Source organism: Amycolatopsis stemonae (assembly GCF_054781455.1).
On record NZ_BAAGUJ010000018.1, the window covers coordinates 20,200 to 35,106 of the forward strand.

Below are 14,907 nucleotides of genomic sequence, written 5' to 3' on the forward strand. Positions count from 1 at the left end.
AAAAGGAGAACGGATGTCCACGAACCGGCGGGAGCTCGCCGAAAAGCTGCGCGCCCTGCACGAGGGCACGCTGGTGCTGCCGAACGCCTGGGACGCCGCCAGCGCGGCGCTCGTCGCGGGGGCCGGTGCGCCGGCGATCGCCACCACGAGCGGCGGGGTCGCCTGGTCGGCGGGCCGCCCCGACGGGCACGGCCTGACGCGCGCGGAGATGGCCGAGCTGGTCGCGCGGATCGTGCGCGTCGTCGACGTCCCGGTGACCGCCGACATCGAAGGCGGCTACGACGACGTCGCGGCGACCGTCCGGGCGATCGTCGAGGCCGGCGCGGTGGGCGTCAACCTGGAGGACTCGACCGCGCCCGGCGGCCCGCTCTTCGCCGTCGCCGAGCAGGCCGAGCGGGTTCGCGCGGCCCGCGCCGCGGCGACGGCGGCCGGCCTGCCCGAGCTGTGGATCAACGTCCGCACGGACGTCTACCTCTTCGGCATCGGCGAGCCGGAGGGCCGCGTCGACGACGTCCTGGCGCGGTCGGCCGCCTACGCCGAAGCGGGCGCGGACAGCCTGTTCGTGCCGGGCCTGGTCGACCTGGAGATCCTCAAGGGGCTGGTGAAGGAGAGCCCGCTGCCGGTCAACGTGATGGTTTGGCCGGGGGCGCCGACCGTCGCGGAGCTGGAAGCGGTCGGCGTCCGCCGGGTCAGCGTCGGCACCGCGATCGCCCAGGCCGCCTACGGGGTCGCGCGGCGGGCCGCGGCCGAGCTGCTCGAGCACGGGACCTACGGCGCGCTCGAAGGAGGCCTCGACTTCGGGGCGGTGAACGGCGCCGTCACCCGCTGAGCACCGGCGAACGGGCCGCGACCGGGGTCGCGGCCCGTTTTCGTGTCCACTCCCGTTCACGGTCCATTGATTTTCCTTGGTGGACAACCGTTTCCATCAATTAATGCGCTGGCTTCAATCACTTCCACAACCGAGAAGAAGACCTCGAGGGAAGTGATGTGATGACCGTAGTCGAGCCGCTGCCCGTCCGGCCGCCCGAGACCGCCTCGGAGATCCTCGCCCGGGCGCAGGCCCTGGCCCCCGTGCTGCGGGAGCGCGCCGAAGAGATCGAGCGGGCCCGGCGGCTGCCCGCGGACGTCGTGGACCTCCTGCGCGGCACTGGCGTGTTCCGGATGGGGTTCTCCCGCGCCCACGGCGGGCCCGAGCTCACCTCGATCGAGCAGACCGAGGTGATCGAGGCCCTCGCCCACGGCGACGCCGGCGCCGCCTGGTGCGCGATGATCGGGTCGGACACCGGTCTGTACGCGTCCTTCCTGGACCACGCCGTCGCCGAAGCGATGTTCCCCAGCCTGGACATGGCGACCGCGGGGCTGCTCTTCCCCAACGGCCGCGCGGAAATCGTCCCCGGCGGCTACCGCCTGACCGGCCGCTGGCAGTTCGGCAGCGGGGTCACCCACGCCGACTGGGTCGTCTCCGGGGCGTTCCTCTACCGCGACGGCGAGCCCGAGCACGACTCGATCCTGCTCATGGTGCCGAAGGCCGACGTCGAGGTGCTGGACACCTGGCACACCACCGGCCTGGCGGGCAGCGGCAGCTGCGACTACGCGATCACCGACGTGTTCGTGCCCGCCGAGCACACGCTCGTCTTCGCCGAAGTCCGCGGCGGCTCGGGTCCGCTGGCCCAGCCCGAGGTGCACATGCGGAACATGCCGGGCGTCGCGCTCGGCGTCGCCCGCGCCGCCCTCGACCACGTCACGGACACCGCCGTCGCCGCCGGGCGTGAGGACGACTACCGCACGCAGACCACGATCGCCGAGTGCGAAGGCGACTTCGCCGCGGCTCGCGAGGGCGTCTACGGCGCGCTGCGGCGCCAGCAGGAAGTCCTCGTCGCGGGCGGCACCCTCGACGACCTGACCCCGCGCGAACGGGCCGCCCTGCCGCTGTCGCGGCGGCACGCGTTCCGCACCGCCCGCTCGATCGTCACCCGCCTCTACGACCTCGTGCAGACGTCCGCGATCTACCGGCCCTCGCCGCTGGACCGCTGGCTGCGCGACACCACCACGATGTGCCAGCACATCGTGGCGCAGGACCGGATCCTGCAGACCGCCGGCGCCCACCTCCTCGGTGGCCGCCCCGCGTTCCCGCTGGCCCTCGGCATCACCTCGAGCCGGCGCTGACTGACCCCACCCCACGAAAAGGAAGACACCCATGCGAAAGCTCCGGGCCGCCGTGTGCGCGGCCGCCGTGCTGGCCGTGACGCTCACGGCGTGCAGCACGCCGTCCGGCACCACCGCCCCGACCCCGGACGGCGCCGCCGCCCCGGCCGCGGCGGCCATCGACCGCGACGCCGTCATCAGCTACAGCGAGACCGAACCGGCCAGCCCGCTGGTTCCCGGCAACACCACCGAGGTCGGCGGGATCAGCGTGCTGGGCACGCTCTTCCGCGGCCTGATCGAGTACGACGCCAAGACGGCCGCCCCGCACAACGCCGTCGCGGACTCGGTCACCACGACCGACTCCAAGGTGTGGACGATCAAGCTCAAGGACGGCTGGACGTTCCACGACGGCACGCCCGTCACCGCGAAGAGCTTCGTCGACGCGTGGAACTACACCGCGTACTCGCCGAACCTGATGGCCGGCGCCAGCTACTTCTCGCACGTCGAGGGCTTCGCGCAGGTCAACAACGCGACCGCGGACGGCAAGCAGCCGGCCACCCTGCCGGCCGCGAAGACGCTGTCGGGCCTGAAGATCGTCGACGACAGGACGTTCACCGTCACCCTCGACGCGCCGTTCTCGGAGTTCGGCGTCCAGCTGGGCTACGCGGCGTTCTTCCCGATGCCCGCGAGCTTCTTCGCCGACCGCAAGGCCTTCGAAGCGCACCCGATCGGCAACGGGCCGTTCGAGTTCGAGTCCTACACGCCGGGCAAGGACCTGGTCGTCAAGCGGTTCGACGGCTTCGCCGGCGCGCAGAAGCCGAACATCGGCGGTATCGACTTCCGCTTCTACACCGACCTCGACAAGGCCTACGCCGACGTCCTGGCCAACAAGCTCGACTTCCTCTCCTTCACGCCGTGGACGTCGACCCAGGGCGGCAAGATCAAGAAGGACCTGCCCGACGACCGCCGCAAGACCTACACCTACCTCGGCTACCAGGCGATCGCGTTCCCGCTGTTCGACAAGCGCTACGACAGCCCGCAGTTCCGCCAGGCGATCTCCATGGCCATCGACCGCAAGGCGCTGATCCAGCAGGTGTTCAACGGCGGCCGCACCCCGGCCGACGGCCTGGTCGCCCCGAACGTCCAGGGCCACCTGGACAACCAGTGCGGCGAGCTGTGCACCTACCAGCCGCAGAAGGCCAAGCAGCTGTTCGACGCCTCGGGCTTCACCGGTGACATCGAGCTGACGTCCAACATCGACTCCGGCAACCAGGAGTGGATGGAGGTCATCTGCAAGCAGATCCAGGCTTCGCTGGGCCACACCTGCAAGTTCACCCCGCAGACCACGCTGGGCGAGTTCCGCAAGAAGCTCAACGACCGGTCCGTCACGGGCATCTACCGCTCGGCGTGGGTCGCGGACTACCCGTCGATCGAGAACTTCCTCAACCCGCTCTTCCGCACCGGCGCGGCCTCGAACGTCGGCCAGTACTCGAACCCGAAGGTCGACGACCTGCTCAAGCAGGCCGACGCGGCGCCGTCGCAGCAGCAGGGCCAGGCGCTGTACCAGCAGGCCGAAAAGCTCGTCCTGCAGGACATGCCGACCATCCCGATCTGGTGGCAGTCCGGCACCGCCGCGTGGGCGTCCCGGCTGCACAACGTCCAGCCCACCCAGTTCCGCGAGCTCGACCTGTTCAGCGTCACCGTCAGCAAGTAGCTCCGTGCGGCGCGCCGCGAACCGGCGCGCCGCACGTCGATCCCGGAAAGAAGAACAGCGATGACTGTCCACGAAGTGGATGTCCTGATGATCGGGGCCGGCCCGGCGAACCTCGCGCTGGCCGTGGCCCTCGAGGAGTGCGGCCGCTCCGGCGTGGCCGGCGGCGCGATGGTCCTCGAGCAGTACGAAGACGTGAAGTGGCAGCGGAACCTGATGCTGCCGTGGGCGCGCAGCCAGGTGTCCTACGTGAAGGACCTGGTGACCCTGCGCAACCCGCGCAGCCGCTTCTCCTTCCTCAACTTCATGCACGAGCGCGGCGAGCTCGACGAGTTCGTCAACCTCGGCACGTTCAACCCGTTCCGCTGGCAGGTCTCGGCCTATCTGCAGTGGGTGGCCGACTCGCTGGAGCAGGTGAAGGTGCGCTACAACGCCCGCGCCGAGCGCGTCCTGCCGATCCACTCGGAGTCGGGCCGGGTGCTCGGCTTCACCGTCCCGCTGTCCGACGGCGACACGATCCTCTGCCGCGACCTCGTCGTCGGCGGCGGCCGCGACGCCCACGTGCCCGAGGTGTTCCGCGGGCTGCCGGCCGAGCGGGTCGTGCACAGCACGGAGTTCAGCACCCGCGTCGCGGAGACCGTCGGGCTGGCCCGGCCGGGCAAGGCGCTGCGGCCGGTCGTGGTCGGCGGCGCGCAGAGCGCGGCCGAGATGTTCATGGCCCTGCACCAGGAGGCGCCGGGCTCGTCGCCGACGCTGCTGCTGCGGTCGATCGCGCTGAAGGACTACCAGACCAGCAAGTTCGTCAACGAGCTGTTCTTCCCGTCGTTCGTGGACGAGTTCTTCACGATGTCCGACGAGGCCCGGGCGAAGGTGCTGGAAGAGATGCACCTGACCAACTACGGCGGCCTCGCCGCGCCGTTCCTCGAAGAGCTCTACACCATGCTCTACAAGCAGAAGATGCTCGGCCAGCCCGTCTCGACGATCCGCGGCTCGGCCGACGTCGTCGGCGCCCGCGCCGAAGGCGGCGAGATCGTGCTCGACGTCCGCGACCTCAAGCACGACATGGTCGAGCGGGTGCACTGCGACGCGGTCTTCCTCGGCACGGGCTTCGACCCGCGGATGCCGTCGATGGTCCGCGGCCTGGCCGGCGCGATCGGCCTGGACGGCGTCACCGTCAACCGGCAGTACCGCGCCGACCTCGGTGAAGACGCCCACGGCGCGCTGTACCTGCAGGGCGTCAACGAGGCGACGCACGGCATCTCGGACTCGCTGATCAGCGTGCTCGCGCAGCGCTCGGCCGAGATCGCGGGCGACATCGTCGAGCGCCGCGCCACGGGTGCGGATCCCGACGACGACCTCCGCCGGTCCGACGAGTCCGTGGTGGTGGCGGTATGATCGACATCCGCTCGCTCGACCGCGAAAACCTGGAACGCGCGTACGGGCTCGACTCCCAGCGCCTGCTGCCCTGGCCGCAGCTGAACGCGCCGTTCGAAGGGGCCTGGTGCGTCCTGCGCCCGGGCACGACGTCCACGCCGCACGCCCACCACGAGTACGAGATCTTCATCGCCGTCTCCGGCAGCGCGACGCTGGTCGTGGACGACGAGCCGCACCCGTTCACCGCCGGCGACGTCGTCCGGCTGCCGCCGGGTTCGAAGCACTGCGTCACCAACGAGGGCGACGCGGACTTCGAGTACTACGGCGTCTGGTGGGACACCGAGATGGCCGCGCAGTTCACGGCCCGCCACGAAGCGGGCGTGTCATGAGCGCCCGCACGGTCGTCATCTCGCCGGCCCCGACGGCGAACGGCGACCTGCACCTCGGGCACATCGCCGGCCCGTTCCTGGCCGCCGACGTGCACACCCGCTACGCCCGCTCGCAGGGCCGGGAAGTGTTGCTGGGCACGGGGTTCCAGGACACCTCGACGTTCGTGGTGACGACCGCGCACCGGCGCGGCGTCACGCCGGCCGAGCTGGTCGCGACCTCCGCCGCGCAGATTTCCGCGAGCCTCGAAGCCATGGGCATCGGCGTCGACGGCTACACCGGCGACGACGCCCGGTTCACCCGGTGGGTCGCCGAATTCGTCGGCCGGCTGCACTCGGCGGGCAAGCTGGAACTGCGCACGATGAAGTTCCCGTACTCGTCGCGGACCGGCGAGTTCCTCGTGGACGGGTTCGCGTCGGGCAGCTGCCCGGAGTGCCTGGCCGAGGGGTGCGCTGGGCTGTGCGAGAGCTGCGGGCAGCTCGTCGCCGCGGGGGAGCTGCTGGACGTCCGGTCCACTTTGGACCCCGCGGACCCGGTGGAGCTGCGGGAAGCGGACGTGCTCGTGCTGCCCGTCGAGCGCTACCGCGAGCAGCTGCGGGCGCACTTCGAGGCACACGCCGCGGGGCTGCGGCCGCACATGGCGCAGGCGATGGCGGCGATGCTCGCGCGGCCGTTGCCGGACTTCCCGGTGACCTACCCGATCTCGTGGGGCATCGAGGTGCCCTTCCCGGAGGTCGCGGAGCAGCGCGTCAACCCCAACGCCGAGCCGATGGCGTGGAGCATGCACGCGACGGCGCTGGCCGCGGAAGCGCGGTCCGGCCGGCCGGGTCCGGAAGACGCGCTGTGGCTCGCCGGGGCGGGTTCGGAGATCGTGTACTTCCTCGGGTTCGACAACATCTACCCGTTCGCGATCGCCGGCCCGGCCATGCTCTTCGCGCTCGACGGCCGCTACGAGGTGCCCACGCGGTACCTGACCAACGAGTTCTACGAGCTGGACCACAAGAAGTTCTCCACCAGCCGCGGGCACGTGGTGTGGAGCCGGGAGCTGGCCGCCGAGGTGCCGCGCGACCTGATCCGGTTCCACCTGGCCGCGACCAGCCCGGAGCACCAGCGGACCAGCTTCAGCCGGGACGCGCTGGCGAGCGTCACGTCTTCGCGGCTGGTCGAGCCCTGGAACCGCGTCGCGGACAAGGTGAACCGCTGGACCGGGCGGGGCCCGCTGCCGGTGTCTTCGCGGTCGCGCCGCGCGGCTTCGCGGATGGCCGAGCGGTTCGCGGCTTCGTACGAGCTGGCCGGGTTCAGCCTGAACCGGGCGGCCGAGGCGATCACCGAGCAGCTGGCCCGGCTCGACCGCCGCGAGGTGACGGCCGCGGACGCCGGCGACTTCTGCTTCGAGGTCGACCGGCTGCTGCGCGGGGCCGCGCCGATCCTGGTGGACCTGGCGGCGCGGGTGCTCGGCCCGGACGCCGGGGCGGACGCGGAGTCGTTCACCCCGGTCGCGCTGCCGCGGCTGCGGGAAGCGGGGGCCGGGCGGTGAGCACGGGCACCTGGCAGGACAGCGCGTCGCTTTTTCGTGAAAGCGAAGGGCATCACTTTCCCGGGAAAGCGACGGCTGGGGGCCTGCGGGTCGTCGTGGTCGGGGCCGGGATCACCGGGCTGCTCACCGCGATCCGGGCCGTGCTGGCCGGGCACCGCGTGGTCCTCCTGGAACGCGGCCCGGTGCCGCACCCCGGGGCCACCTCCTTCGACCAGCACCGGGCGCTGCGGGCGCTCGTCGTCGGGGACCGGGCCGCCACCCGCCGGGCCGCCGAGCTGCACCGGCGGTGGCGGGAGCTGGACGCCCTGCTGTGCGACCACCTGCCGGGTGCCGGCCTCTACCGGCGCGTCGGGGTGCTCCAGGCCCTGCCGCCCGGGCAGATCCCGGCGGCCGTCGCCACCGCGGCGGCCGCCGGGGTCCCGGTCCGGATCGTGCACCCGTCCGCCTACCCGCTCGTCGGCTTCCCGCGCGGCAGCGGTGCCGTGCTCGAGCCGCACGCCGGGACGCTGCTCGCCGACCGCGTGCTGCACGCCGCGGCCCGCTGGCTGCGGCACCACCCGGACGCCGAGCTGCGGCCCGGCCGGGAGGCCGTCGCCGTCGACGCCGACCGGGCGCGGGTGGAGCTGGCCGACGGCACCGCCGAAACCGGCGACGTCGTGCTCGTCGCCGCCGGGCCGTGGACCGGGGCGCTGGTCGACCGGCCGGTGTTCCTGCACCGGCAGACGATGGTCTACCTGCGCCCGCCCGCCGCACTCGCCCACGCCTGGGCGGCGACGCCCACCGCGGGCGGCATCGGCGCCGACGGACGGGCGTGGCTGCTGCCGTCGGTGGCGGGCACCCTGCTCAAGGTCAGCACCGACGCCGTCCGGCGCGAGGTGCGCACCCTGTCGGGCCCCGACGACGACGCGGGCTGGGCGGCGCGGGTTCTGGCCGCCGGCGTCGTGTCCGATGTGGACGGTTACGCCGTCGTGCGCGTCAAGCACTGCCACTACGCCACGGCCGAAGACGGCGACACCGGCTTCGTCCGCGTCGGGGCCGCCGCGTGGGCCCGCCCGGCCAGCGGCCCCGACGGCTTCCGCACCGCCCCGCTGGCCGCCGACGACGTCGTCGCCGAACTGGCCGGCCCCGCCCTCGTTCCCCTGACCCGAAAGGACTTCCGATGAACCCGAACCCGGGTGCGCTGCTCGTCATCGGCAGCGGTCTCAAGCTGTACCGCGAATACCTCGTCAAGTCCGTCGCCGACCGCGCCCGCGAAGCCGGACTGCGGCTGGTCCTGATCAACAACCTCAAGCCGACCTGGCAGCACGAGTACTTCGACGACATCACCGTCGTCAACGTCTTCGACCACGCGCTGCTGGCCGGGACCGCCCGCGAGCTCGCGACCCGCTACACCGTGGCCGGGGTGCTCTGCTGGGACGAGCCGCTGGTGATGCCCGCGGCGGAGCTGGCGGCCGAGTTCGGCGTGCCGGGCCTGAGCATCCCGGGTGTGCACGGTTGCCGCGACAAGCACAGCTGCCGCGTCCGGCTCACCGAGGCCGGCCTGCCGCAGCCCGGCTTCCACCTGGCCGCCGACCTCGACGACGCCCGCGCGGCGGTCGCCCGGATCGGCTTCCCGGTGGTCGTCAAGCCCCGCGCGCTCGGCGCCAGCATGGGCGTCTCGCTCGCCCGGGACGCGGCGGAGTTCGACGCCGCCTACCGCGTCGCCCACGAGGCCAGCCTGGTCGGCGACGAGCCCTACCGCGGCGGCGCGATCGTCGAAGGCTTCGCCGACGGCCCGGAGATCAGCATCGACGGCGCCGTCCACCAGGGCGAGTACCTGCCGATGTTCGTCGCCCGCAAGAGCACCGGCATGCCGCCGTTCTTCGAGGAGACCGGCCACCTCGTCGACGCCTCCGACCCGCTGCTGCGCGACGAGGAGCTGCTGGGCGTGCTCGCCGACGCGCACAAGGTGCTCGGCATCGAGAACGGGATCACCCACACCGAGGTCCGGCTGACCGCCCGCGGCCCGGTGATCATCGAGGTCAACGGCCGGCTCGGCGGCGACCTCATCCCGTTCCTCGGCAAGACGGCCACCGGCATCGACCCGGGCAGCGTCCTGTTCGACGTCGCCACCGGCCGGCGCCCGGACGTCACCCCGACGCGCTCGGGGGTGGCCGGCATCCGGTTCGGCTACCCGGACCACGACTGCGTCGTGCACTCGGTCGAGGTGCCGTGGGACGCCGACGGCCTGGTCACGGCGTCGCCGATGGTCGAGCCGGGCACCACGCTGCGGCTGCCGCCGGGCGGCTACATCGCGCGGCACTCGTTCGTCGTGTGCAAGGCGAACGACGCCGAGACGTGCCGCGGCCGGCTGGAGCACGCGGCTTCGCTCGTCGAGCTCGACGCCGTCGAGATCGAGCCGCCGCCCGTGGGCACCACCCTCGCCATGCCGGCCGGGCTCCTGGACGTGGACGAATGAGCATCCACTACGACGGCCGCCGGTTCCAGGCACTGGGCGGCGGCGACGGCACGTACGCGGAATACCGCCAGCGGGGGAACCTGGTCTGGGCGGAGTTCGCGGGCGGGCACGTCCTGCGCGGCACGGTGACCGGCACCTGCGACGCCGGCGGCGTCCTGCGGCTGGCCTACACGATGGTCCTGCGCGGCGGCGAGGTGATCGCCGGGCACAGCACCAACACCCCGCAGTGGCACGGCGGCACGCTCGTGCTGCGCGAGGTCTGGGAGCGCTACGGCGAGCACGCGGCCACCGGCGTCTCCTACCTCGAGGAGATCCCGCAGGCGGTCGCGTCATGACCAGGTGGGACGCGCTGCGCGGGCTGGGCGAGCTCCGGTTCCCCGGTGACCCCGGCTTCGCCGCCGTGGCCCCGGTGAACCGGCGGTTCGCCGCCACCCGCCCGGCGGCGGTGCTTTCGGTGGTGCGCGCCGACGACGTCGCCCGCGCCGTCGAGTGGGCCCGCGCGGAGTCGGTGCCCGTGTCCGTCCGCGGCGGCGGGCACAGCTACGCGGGCCACTCGGCGGGTCCCGGCCTGGTGCTCGACCTCGGGGGACTGTCCGGGATCCGCGTCGACCGCGGCACCGGGCTGGTCACCGTCGGCGGCGGGACGCCGATGAAGGCGCTGTACGCGGGGTTGCGCCCGTGGGACCTGACGTTCCCGCTCGGCAACTCCGACACCGTCGGCATCGGCGGCCTGACCCTCGGCGGCGGCGTCACGACGATCTCCCGCGCGCACGGCCTCACGTGCGACGCGCTGGTCTCGACCGACGTCGTGCTCGCGTCCGGCGAGGTCGTCACGGCGTCCGCCACGGAGCACCCGGACCTGTTCTGGGCCTGCCGCGGCGGTGGTGGCGGCAACTTCGGCGTCAACACGAGCTTCACGTTCCAGGCGCGCCCGGCCCCGGCCGGTTCGACCTGCGTGGTGCTCTGGGCGTGGCCGCACGCGGTCGAGGTCCTGGCGGTGCTGCAGGAGATCATGCTGGTCGCGCCGGAGGAGTTCTCCGCGCGGATCGGCATCGCGCGCTCGGCGGGCGAAGACGGCGTGGTCTCCGTGCTGGGCCACCACCTGGGCCCGGCGTCGGAGCTGCGTGAGCTGCTGGCCCCCGCCTTCGCCGTCGCGGCACCCGACCGCGTGGACGTCGAGGACCGCGACTTCTGGGAAGCGGCCCGGTTCCTGCACCACGCCAGCGAGGGCGGGGCGTTCGCCGTCCGCACGCGGTGCACGCCGCACGCGATCGCCGACGCCGGGCTGGAGGCGCTCGTCCGGGCCGTCGAAAAGTGGCCCGGCAGCGGCAACCCGGACGGGGCCGGGGCCGCGTTGTTCGCCTGGGGCGGGGCGATCGGCCGCGTCCCGGTGGCCGGCAGCGCGTTCCCGCACCGGGACACGAAGTTCCTGCTGAGCCTCGACACGTCGTGGACTTCGGACGACTCGCCGGGCGTCGTCGCGGCGAACCTGGACTGGCTGCACACGCTGCACGCCGAGACGGGCGAGTTCGCGCCGGACGCGTCGTACGTCAACTTCACCGATCCGGACCTCGAGGACTGGCGCGACGCCTACTACGGCCCGAACGCCGCCCGGCTCGCCGAGGTCAAGCGCCGGTACGACCCGGACCGGTTCTTCGAGTTCCCGCAGGCGTTGTGATGACCGATCTCCGCGGTGCCATGCGCACCTTCGCGACCGGCGTGTGCGTCGCCACGACGTACCTGGACACGCCGGGCGGGCGGCGGCACGACGCCGTGACCGTCAACTCGCTGGGGTCGATTTCGCTGGACCCGCCGCTGGTCTCGCTGGCCTTCCGCCGTGAATCCGCGTTCCTCACGGATCTCCTGGTGACCGGCGCCTGGGTGGTGTCCATCCTGCCGGCGGGCGCGCGCGAGCTCGCCCGCCGGCTCGCCGGGCCCCGCGCGGCGCGGGCCGCCGAAATCGCGGCCCTGCAAGCGAAACCGGGGGAGCGGACGGGCGCGCTCGTCCTCGACGGTGCGAGCTGGCTGGAATGCGCCCTGGCCGAGAAGTTCGACCTCGGCGACCACACGCTGGTCGTCGGGGAGGTCCTGGCGACCGGCCACGACCGGCACGCGCCGGCCCTGGTGTTCGTGCACGGCGGCTACCACACGGTCACCGACCCGCGGCACGTCTCCGGGCCCGGGCAGTGGGGCGAAGCGCTCTAGGGGGTGATGTCCGAATACGGCTAGCCCGGGCCCCGGCGGCCCGGGCATGCTCGGCGGGTGAACGAAGACGTGATGCGCTGGAGCGGCCAGCGCGCGGACCGGGTCGACGAGGGCGCACTCCCCGGGCTGGCGCGGCTGACGGGGTTCGTGCGCAGCGTCCGGACACCGGAGTTCCGCGGCGTGACGTTCCACGAAGTGCTCGCGAAGAGCGCGTTGAACCACGTCCCGGCGGACGCGCGGATGCTGCCGGGCGAGTACACGATCAACCCGTACCGCGGCTGCACGCACGCGTGCCAGTACTGCTTCGCGCGGCCGACGCACACGCGCCTGGGGCTGAACATCGCGGGCGACTTCGACAACGAGGTGATCGTCAAGACGAACATCGTGGAGGTGCTGCGGAACGAGCTGGCCCGCAAGCGCAAGCTGCCGCCGCGGGTGGCGTTCGGCACGAACACGGACGTCTACCAGCGCGCGGAGGGCCGGTACGAGCTGATGCCGGGGATCATCGACGCGCTGTCCGGGCACCGGGTCCCGTTCTCGATCCTGACGAAGGGCCCGTTGATCCGCCGGGACCTGCCGGCTTTGGTCCGCGCCTCGGCGCGGTGCACGGTGCACTTGGGCGTGTCGCTGTCGATGCTGGACGAGGAGCTGCAGCAGTCGGTGGAGTTCGGCACGGCGACGACGTCCGCCCGGCTGGCGACGGTCCGCGCGATCCGCGAAGCCGGGCTGCCGTGCACGGTGTTCCTGTCGCCGATCCTGCCGTACCTGTCGGATTCGGTTGCGCAGCTGGAGGAGCTGGTGGCGGCGGTCGCCGCGGCGGGGGCGACCGACGTGCTGTTCCACCCGCTGTACCTGTCTTCCGGGGTGAAGGACGTGTTCTTCGCCTGGCTCCGGTCGGCGCACCCGGCTTTGGTGCCGGACTACACGCGGTTGTATTCGTCGGGCTCGGAGACGGCGTACCGCCACGAGATCGCGGCCCGCATCCGGCCGGTGATCGCCCGGTACGGCTTCCCGGAGCCGGGCAAGGCGATCGAGGACAAGTTCGCCCTCAACGGCCGGCGGGGGCAGCCCCCGGAGGAACCCACCCAGGCGACGCTGTTCTAACACCCTTTCCCGGTCACCCCGCCCGGCGCCCACAACCCGTCCGCGTCCCCGGCCTCCAGCCGGCCGCGGTAGACGCCGATCTTGCGGTCGATCAGCTTCAGGTTCTCCTGCAGCTCCTCGAGCCGGGCCAGCACGTCCGCCCGATGGGACTCCAGCAACGCCAGCCGCTCCTCCTCGTTCCCGCGGCCGGCGCTGACCAGCTCCGCGTAGCGGCGGATCAGCTTGATCGGCATGCCCGTCGCGCGCAGCTTGGTGCAGATCTTGATCCAGTCCAGGTCCAGCTTGCGGTAGCGGCGCCGGCCGCCGGAGGTGCGGTCGACCTCGGCGACCACCAGACCCGCGCGTTCGTAGTAACGCAGCGTGTGTGCGCTGACTCCGGTGCGTTTCGCCGCTTCGGCGATGGTCAGGCCGGCCTCGGGGATCGGTTTGACTTCGAGCACGCTCTAAATCCTAGCGTCGATGCCATGAACGTTCCGACTTCGCGTCACCCGGCGCTCGTGCTGGCCATCTGCTGCGCCAGCATCGTCGTCGCGGTGATGGACATCTCCATCGTCACGGTCGCGCTGCCGTCGATCCGCCGTGACCTCGGCGCCTCCGTCTCCGGCCTGCAGTGGACCGTCGACGCCTACACGCTCGTGCTGGCCGGTTTCCTAGTGCTGGCCGGGTCGACCGCCGACCGGTTCGGGCGCAAGCGCGTCTTCCTCACCGGGCTCACCGTCTTCGGCGCCGGCTCGCTGCTCTGCAGCCTGGCGCCCGGCATCGGCTGGCTGATCGCGGCCCGCGCCGTGCAGGCCGTCGGCGGCACCATGCTCAACCCGGTCGCCCTGGCCATCGTCGCCACCGTCTACCCGGTGCCCGCCGAACGCGCCCGCGCCATCGGCGTCTTCGCATCGATGTCGGGTCTGGCCCTCGCGCTCGGGCCGATCCTCGGTGGCGCGCTCGTCGACGGCTTCGGCTGGCGGGCCGTCTTCTGGGTCAACGTGCCGATCATCGCCGTCGCGATCGCCGCCACCGCCGTGTTCGTGCCCGAGTCCCGCGCGCCGCGGGCCCGCCGGTTCGACTTCGTCGGCCAGGTGCTGGTGGTCGTCGTGCTCGGCAGCGTCGTCGAGGCCATCATCGAGGCGCGGTGGCTCGGCTGGACGTCGCCGGTGACGCTCGGCCTGCTCGTCCTCGCCGGCCTCGGCGTGCTGGGACTGCTCCGGTACGAGCCGCGCCGCGCCGACCCGCTGCTCGAACTGCGCCTGTTCCGCAGTGTCTCGTTCAGCTCGGCGATCGTCATGGCGTTGTTCTCGCTCTGCGGGTTCGGCGCCTTCCTGTTCCTGACCACGCAGTACCTGCAGGACGCGCGCGGCATGACCGCCCTGACGGCCGGGCTGTGCCTGCTCCCCGTCGGCGTGCTCGTCCTGGTCCTTTCGCCGAGGACGGGCCGGCTGGTCGGCACGCGCGGCCCGCGGCTGCCGCTGGTCGTCGCCGGGGCAGCGCTCGCCCTGGGCGGTGCCGCGTCCGCGTGGCTCGGCCCGGCGACGCCGCTGCCCGCGGTGCTCGCCGTCTACGTGCTGTTCGGCATCTTCCTCGGCACGGTCAACCCGCCGATCACCAACACCGCCGTGTCCGGGATGCCGCGGTCGATGGCGGGGGTCGCGGGTTCGCTGGCCTCGGCGGGCCGGCAGACCGGCACCACCCTGGGCGTCGCGATCGCCGGGACGATCGCCGGCACGGGCACCGGGACCGCGGCCGGCGTGTGGTGGCTGGTGGCCGCGCTCGGCGCCGGCGTCCTCGCCCTGGCGCTGCTGAGCACGGGCGACCGCGCGGCCGTCACGGCCCGGCGGGCGGCGGCGCTGTTCACCGAGCTCGAAGCGGGGCCTGCGCCGCTCCCGAAAAATCTCGGGGGAAAAATGTCGAACGCCGCGAGCGGCCGATCGACGCGGGGGTGAAGGCCGGTCACGAGCCCGGGACGACCCGGGCCCCGGCCGACGAGAACCAGGG

The 14,907-nt window shown here is 72.7% G+C and carries 14 protein-coding genes; 13 read left to right on the top strand and 1 reads right to left on the bottom strand.

Features of this window, described 5'->3' with window-relative positions:
* Positions 1–13 precede the first annotated feature (13 nt).
* The 12 genes from ACYVLJ_RS40835 to ACYVLJ_RS40890 all read left to right on the top strand — a co-directional run bounded on the left by ACYVLJ_RS40835 (position 14) and on the right by ACYVLJ_RS40890 (position 12,921).
* Positions 14–829: an isocitrate lyase/PEP mutase family protein gene (locus tag ACYVLJ_RS40835; RefSeq protein WP_451974574.1), complete on the top strand. Its 816-nt coding sequence runs from the start codon at positions 14–16 to the stop codon at positions 827–829.
* Between the two features lie 161 nt (positions 830–990).
* Positions 991–2,166, top strand: coding sequence for an acyl-CoA dehydrogenase family protein (locus tag ACYVLJ_RS40840; protein WP_451974572.1), 1,176 nt, complete (start codon positions 991–993; stop codon positions 2,164–2,166).
* Positions 2,167–2,197: 31 nt separating this feature from the next.
* A complete protein-coding gene (locus ACYVLJ_RS40845; protein ID WP_460442725.1) occupies positions 2,198–3,859 on the top strand; it encodes a peptide ABC transporter substrate-binding protein in 1,662 nt (553 codons plus the stop codon).
* Positions 3,860–3,919: 60 nt separating this feature from the next.
* Positions 3,920–5,251: a SidA/IucD/PvdA family monooxygenase gene (locus ACYVLJ_RS40850; protein ID WP_460442726.1), complete on the top strand. Its 1,332-nt coding sequence runs from the start codon at positions 3,920–3,922 to the stop codon at positions 5,249–5,251.
* The gene (locus ACYVLJ_RS40855) at positions 5,248–5,619 is read left to right on the top strand and encodes a cupin domain-containing protein (RefSeq protein WP_460442727.1); all 372 of its coding nucleotides are present in this window, start codon (positions 5,248–5,250) and stop codon (positions 5,617–5,619) included. The genes ACYVLJ_RS40850 and ACYVLJ_RS40855 overlap by 4 nt, the downstream gene beginning before the upstream one ends.
* Positions 5,616–7,154: a methionine--tRNA ligase gene (locus ACYVLJ_RS40860; protein WP_460442728.1), complete on the top strand. Its 1,539-nt coding sequence runs from the start codon at positions 5,616–5,618 to the stop codon at positions 7,152–7,154. Before ACYVLJ_RS40855 ends, ACYVLJ_RS40860 begins: the two co-directional genes overlap by 4 nt.
* Positions 7,155–7,249: 95 nt before the next feature.
* Entirely contained in the window at positions 7,250–8,317 is a 1,068-nt protein-coding gene (locus ACYVLJ_RS40865) for an NAD(P)/FAD-dependent oxidoreductase (RefSeq protein WP_460442729.1), read from the top strand.
* Positions 8,314–9,612 carry an ATP-grasp domain-containing protein gene (locus tag ACYVLJ_RS40870; RefSeq protein WP_460442730.1) on the top strand — a complete coding sequence of 433 codons (1,299 nt, stop codon included), beginning with the start codon at positions 8,314–8,316 and terminating at the stop codon, positions 9,610–9,612. The genes ACYVLJ_RS40865 and ACYVLJ_RS40870 overlap by 4 nt, the downstream gene beginning before the upstream one ends.
* A complete protein-coding gene (locus ACYVLJ_RS40875; protein ID WP_460442731.1) occupies positions 9,609–9,947 on the top strand; it encodes a hypothetical protein in 339 nt (112 codons plus the stop codon). The genes ACYVLJ_RS40870 and ACYVLJ_RS40875 overlap by 4 nt, the downstream gene beginning before the upstream one ends.
* Positions 9,944–11,290 carry an FAD-binding oxidoreductase gene (locus ACYVLJ_RS40880; protein ID WP_460442732.1) on the top strand — a complete coding sequence of 449 codons (1,347 nt, stop codon included), beginning with the start codon at positions 9,944–9,946 and terminating at the stop codon, positions 11,288–11,290. Before ACYVLJ_RS40875 ends, ACYVLJ_RS40880 begins: the two co-directional genes overlap by 4 nt.
* Complete coding sequence (locus ACYVLJ_RS40885; RefSeq protein ID WP_460442733.1) at positions 11,290–11,817, top strand: flavin reductase family protein; 528 nt, start codon at positions 11,290–11,292, stop codon at positions 11,815–11,817. The genes ACYVLJ_RS40880 and ACYVLJ_RS40885 overlap by 1 nt, the downstream gene beginning before the upstream one ends.
* A gap of 57 nt (positions 11,818–11,874) precedes the next feature.
* Positions 11,875–12,921 carry a radical SAM protein gene (locus ACYVLJ_RS40890; protein ID WP_460442734.1) on the top strand — a complete coding sequence of 349 codons (1,047 nt, stop codon included), beginning with the start codon at positions 11,875–11,877 and terminating at the stop codon, positions 12,919–12,921.
* Here ACYVLJ_RS40890 and ACYVLJ_RS40895 read toward each other — a convergent pair.
* Positions 12,918–13,361, bottom strand: coding sequence for a MerR family transcriptional regulator (locus tag ACYVLJ_RS40895; protein WP_460442735.1), 444 nt, complete (start codon positions 13,359–13,361; stop codon positions 12,918–12,920). The two genes, ACYVLJ_RS40890 and ACYVLJ_RS40895, sit on opposite strands and share 4 nt — an antisense overlap.
* A gap of 24 nt (positions 13,362–13,385) precedes the next feature.
* Between ACYVLJ_RS40895 and ACYVLJ_RS40900 the strand changes: the two genes are divergently transcribed.
* On the top strand, positions 13,386–14,855 hold the full coding sequence (locus tag ACYVLJ_RS40900; RefSeq protein ID WP_451974547.1) for an MFS transporter: 1,470 nt from the start codon (positions 13,386–13,388) through the stop codon (positions 14,853–14,855).
* Positions 14,856–14,907 lie beyond the last annotated feature (52 nt).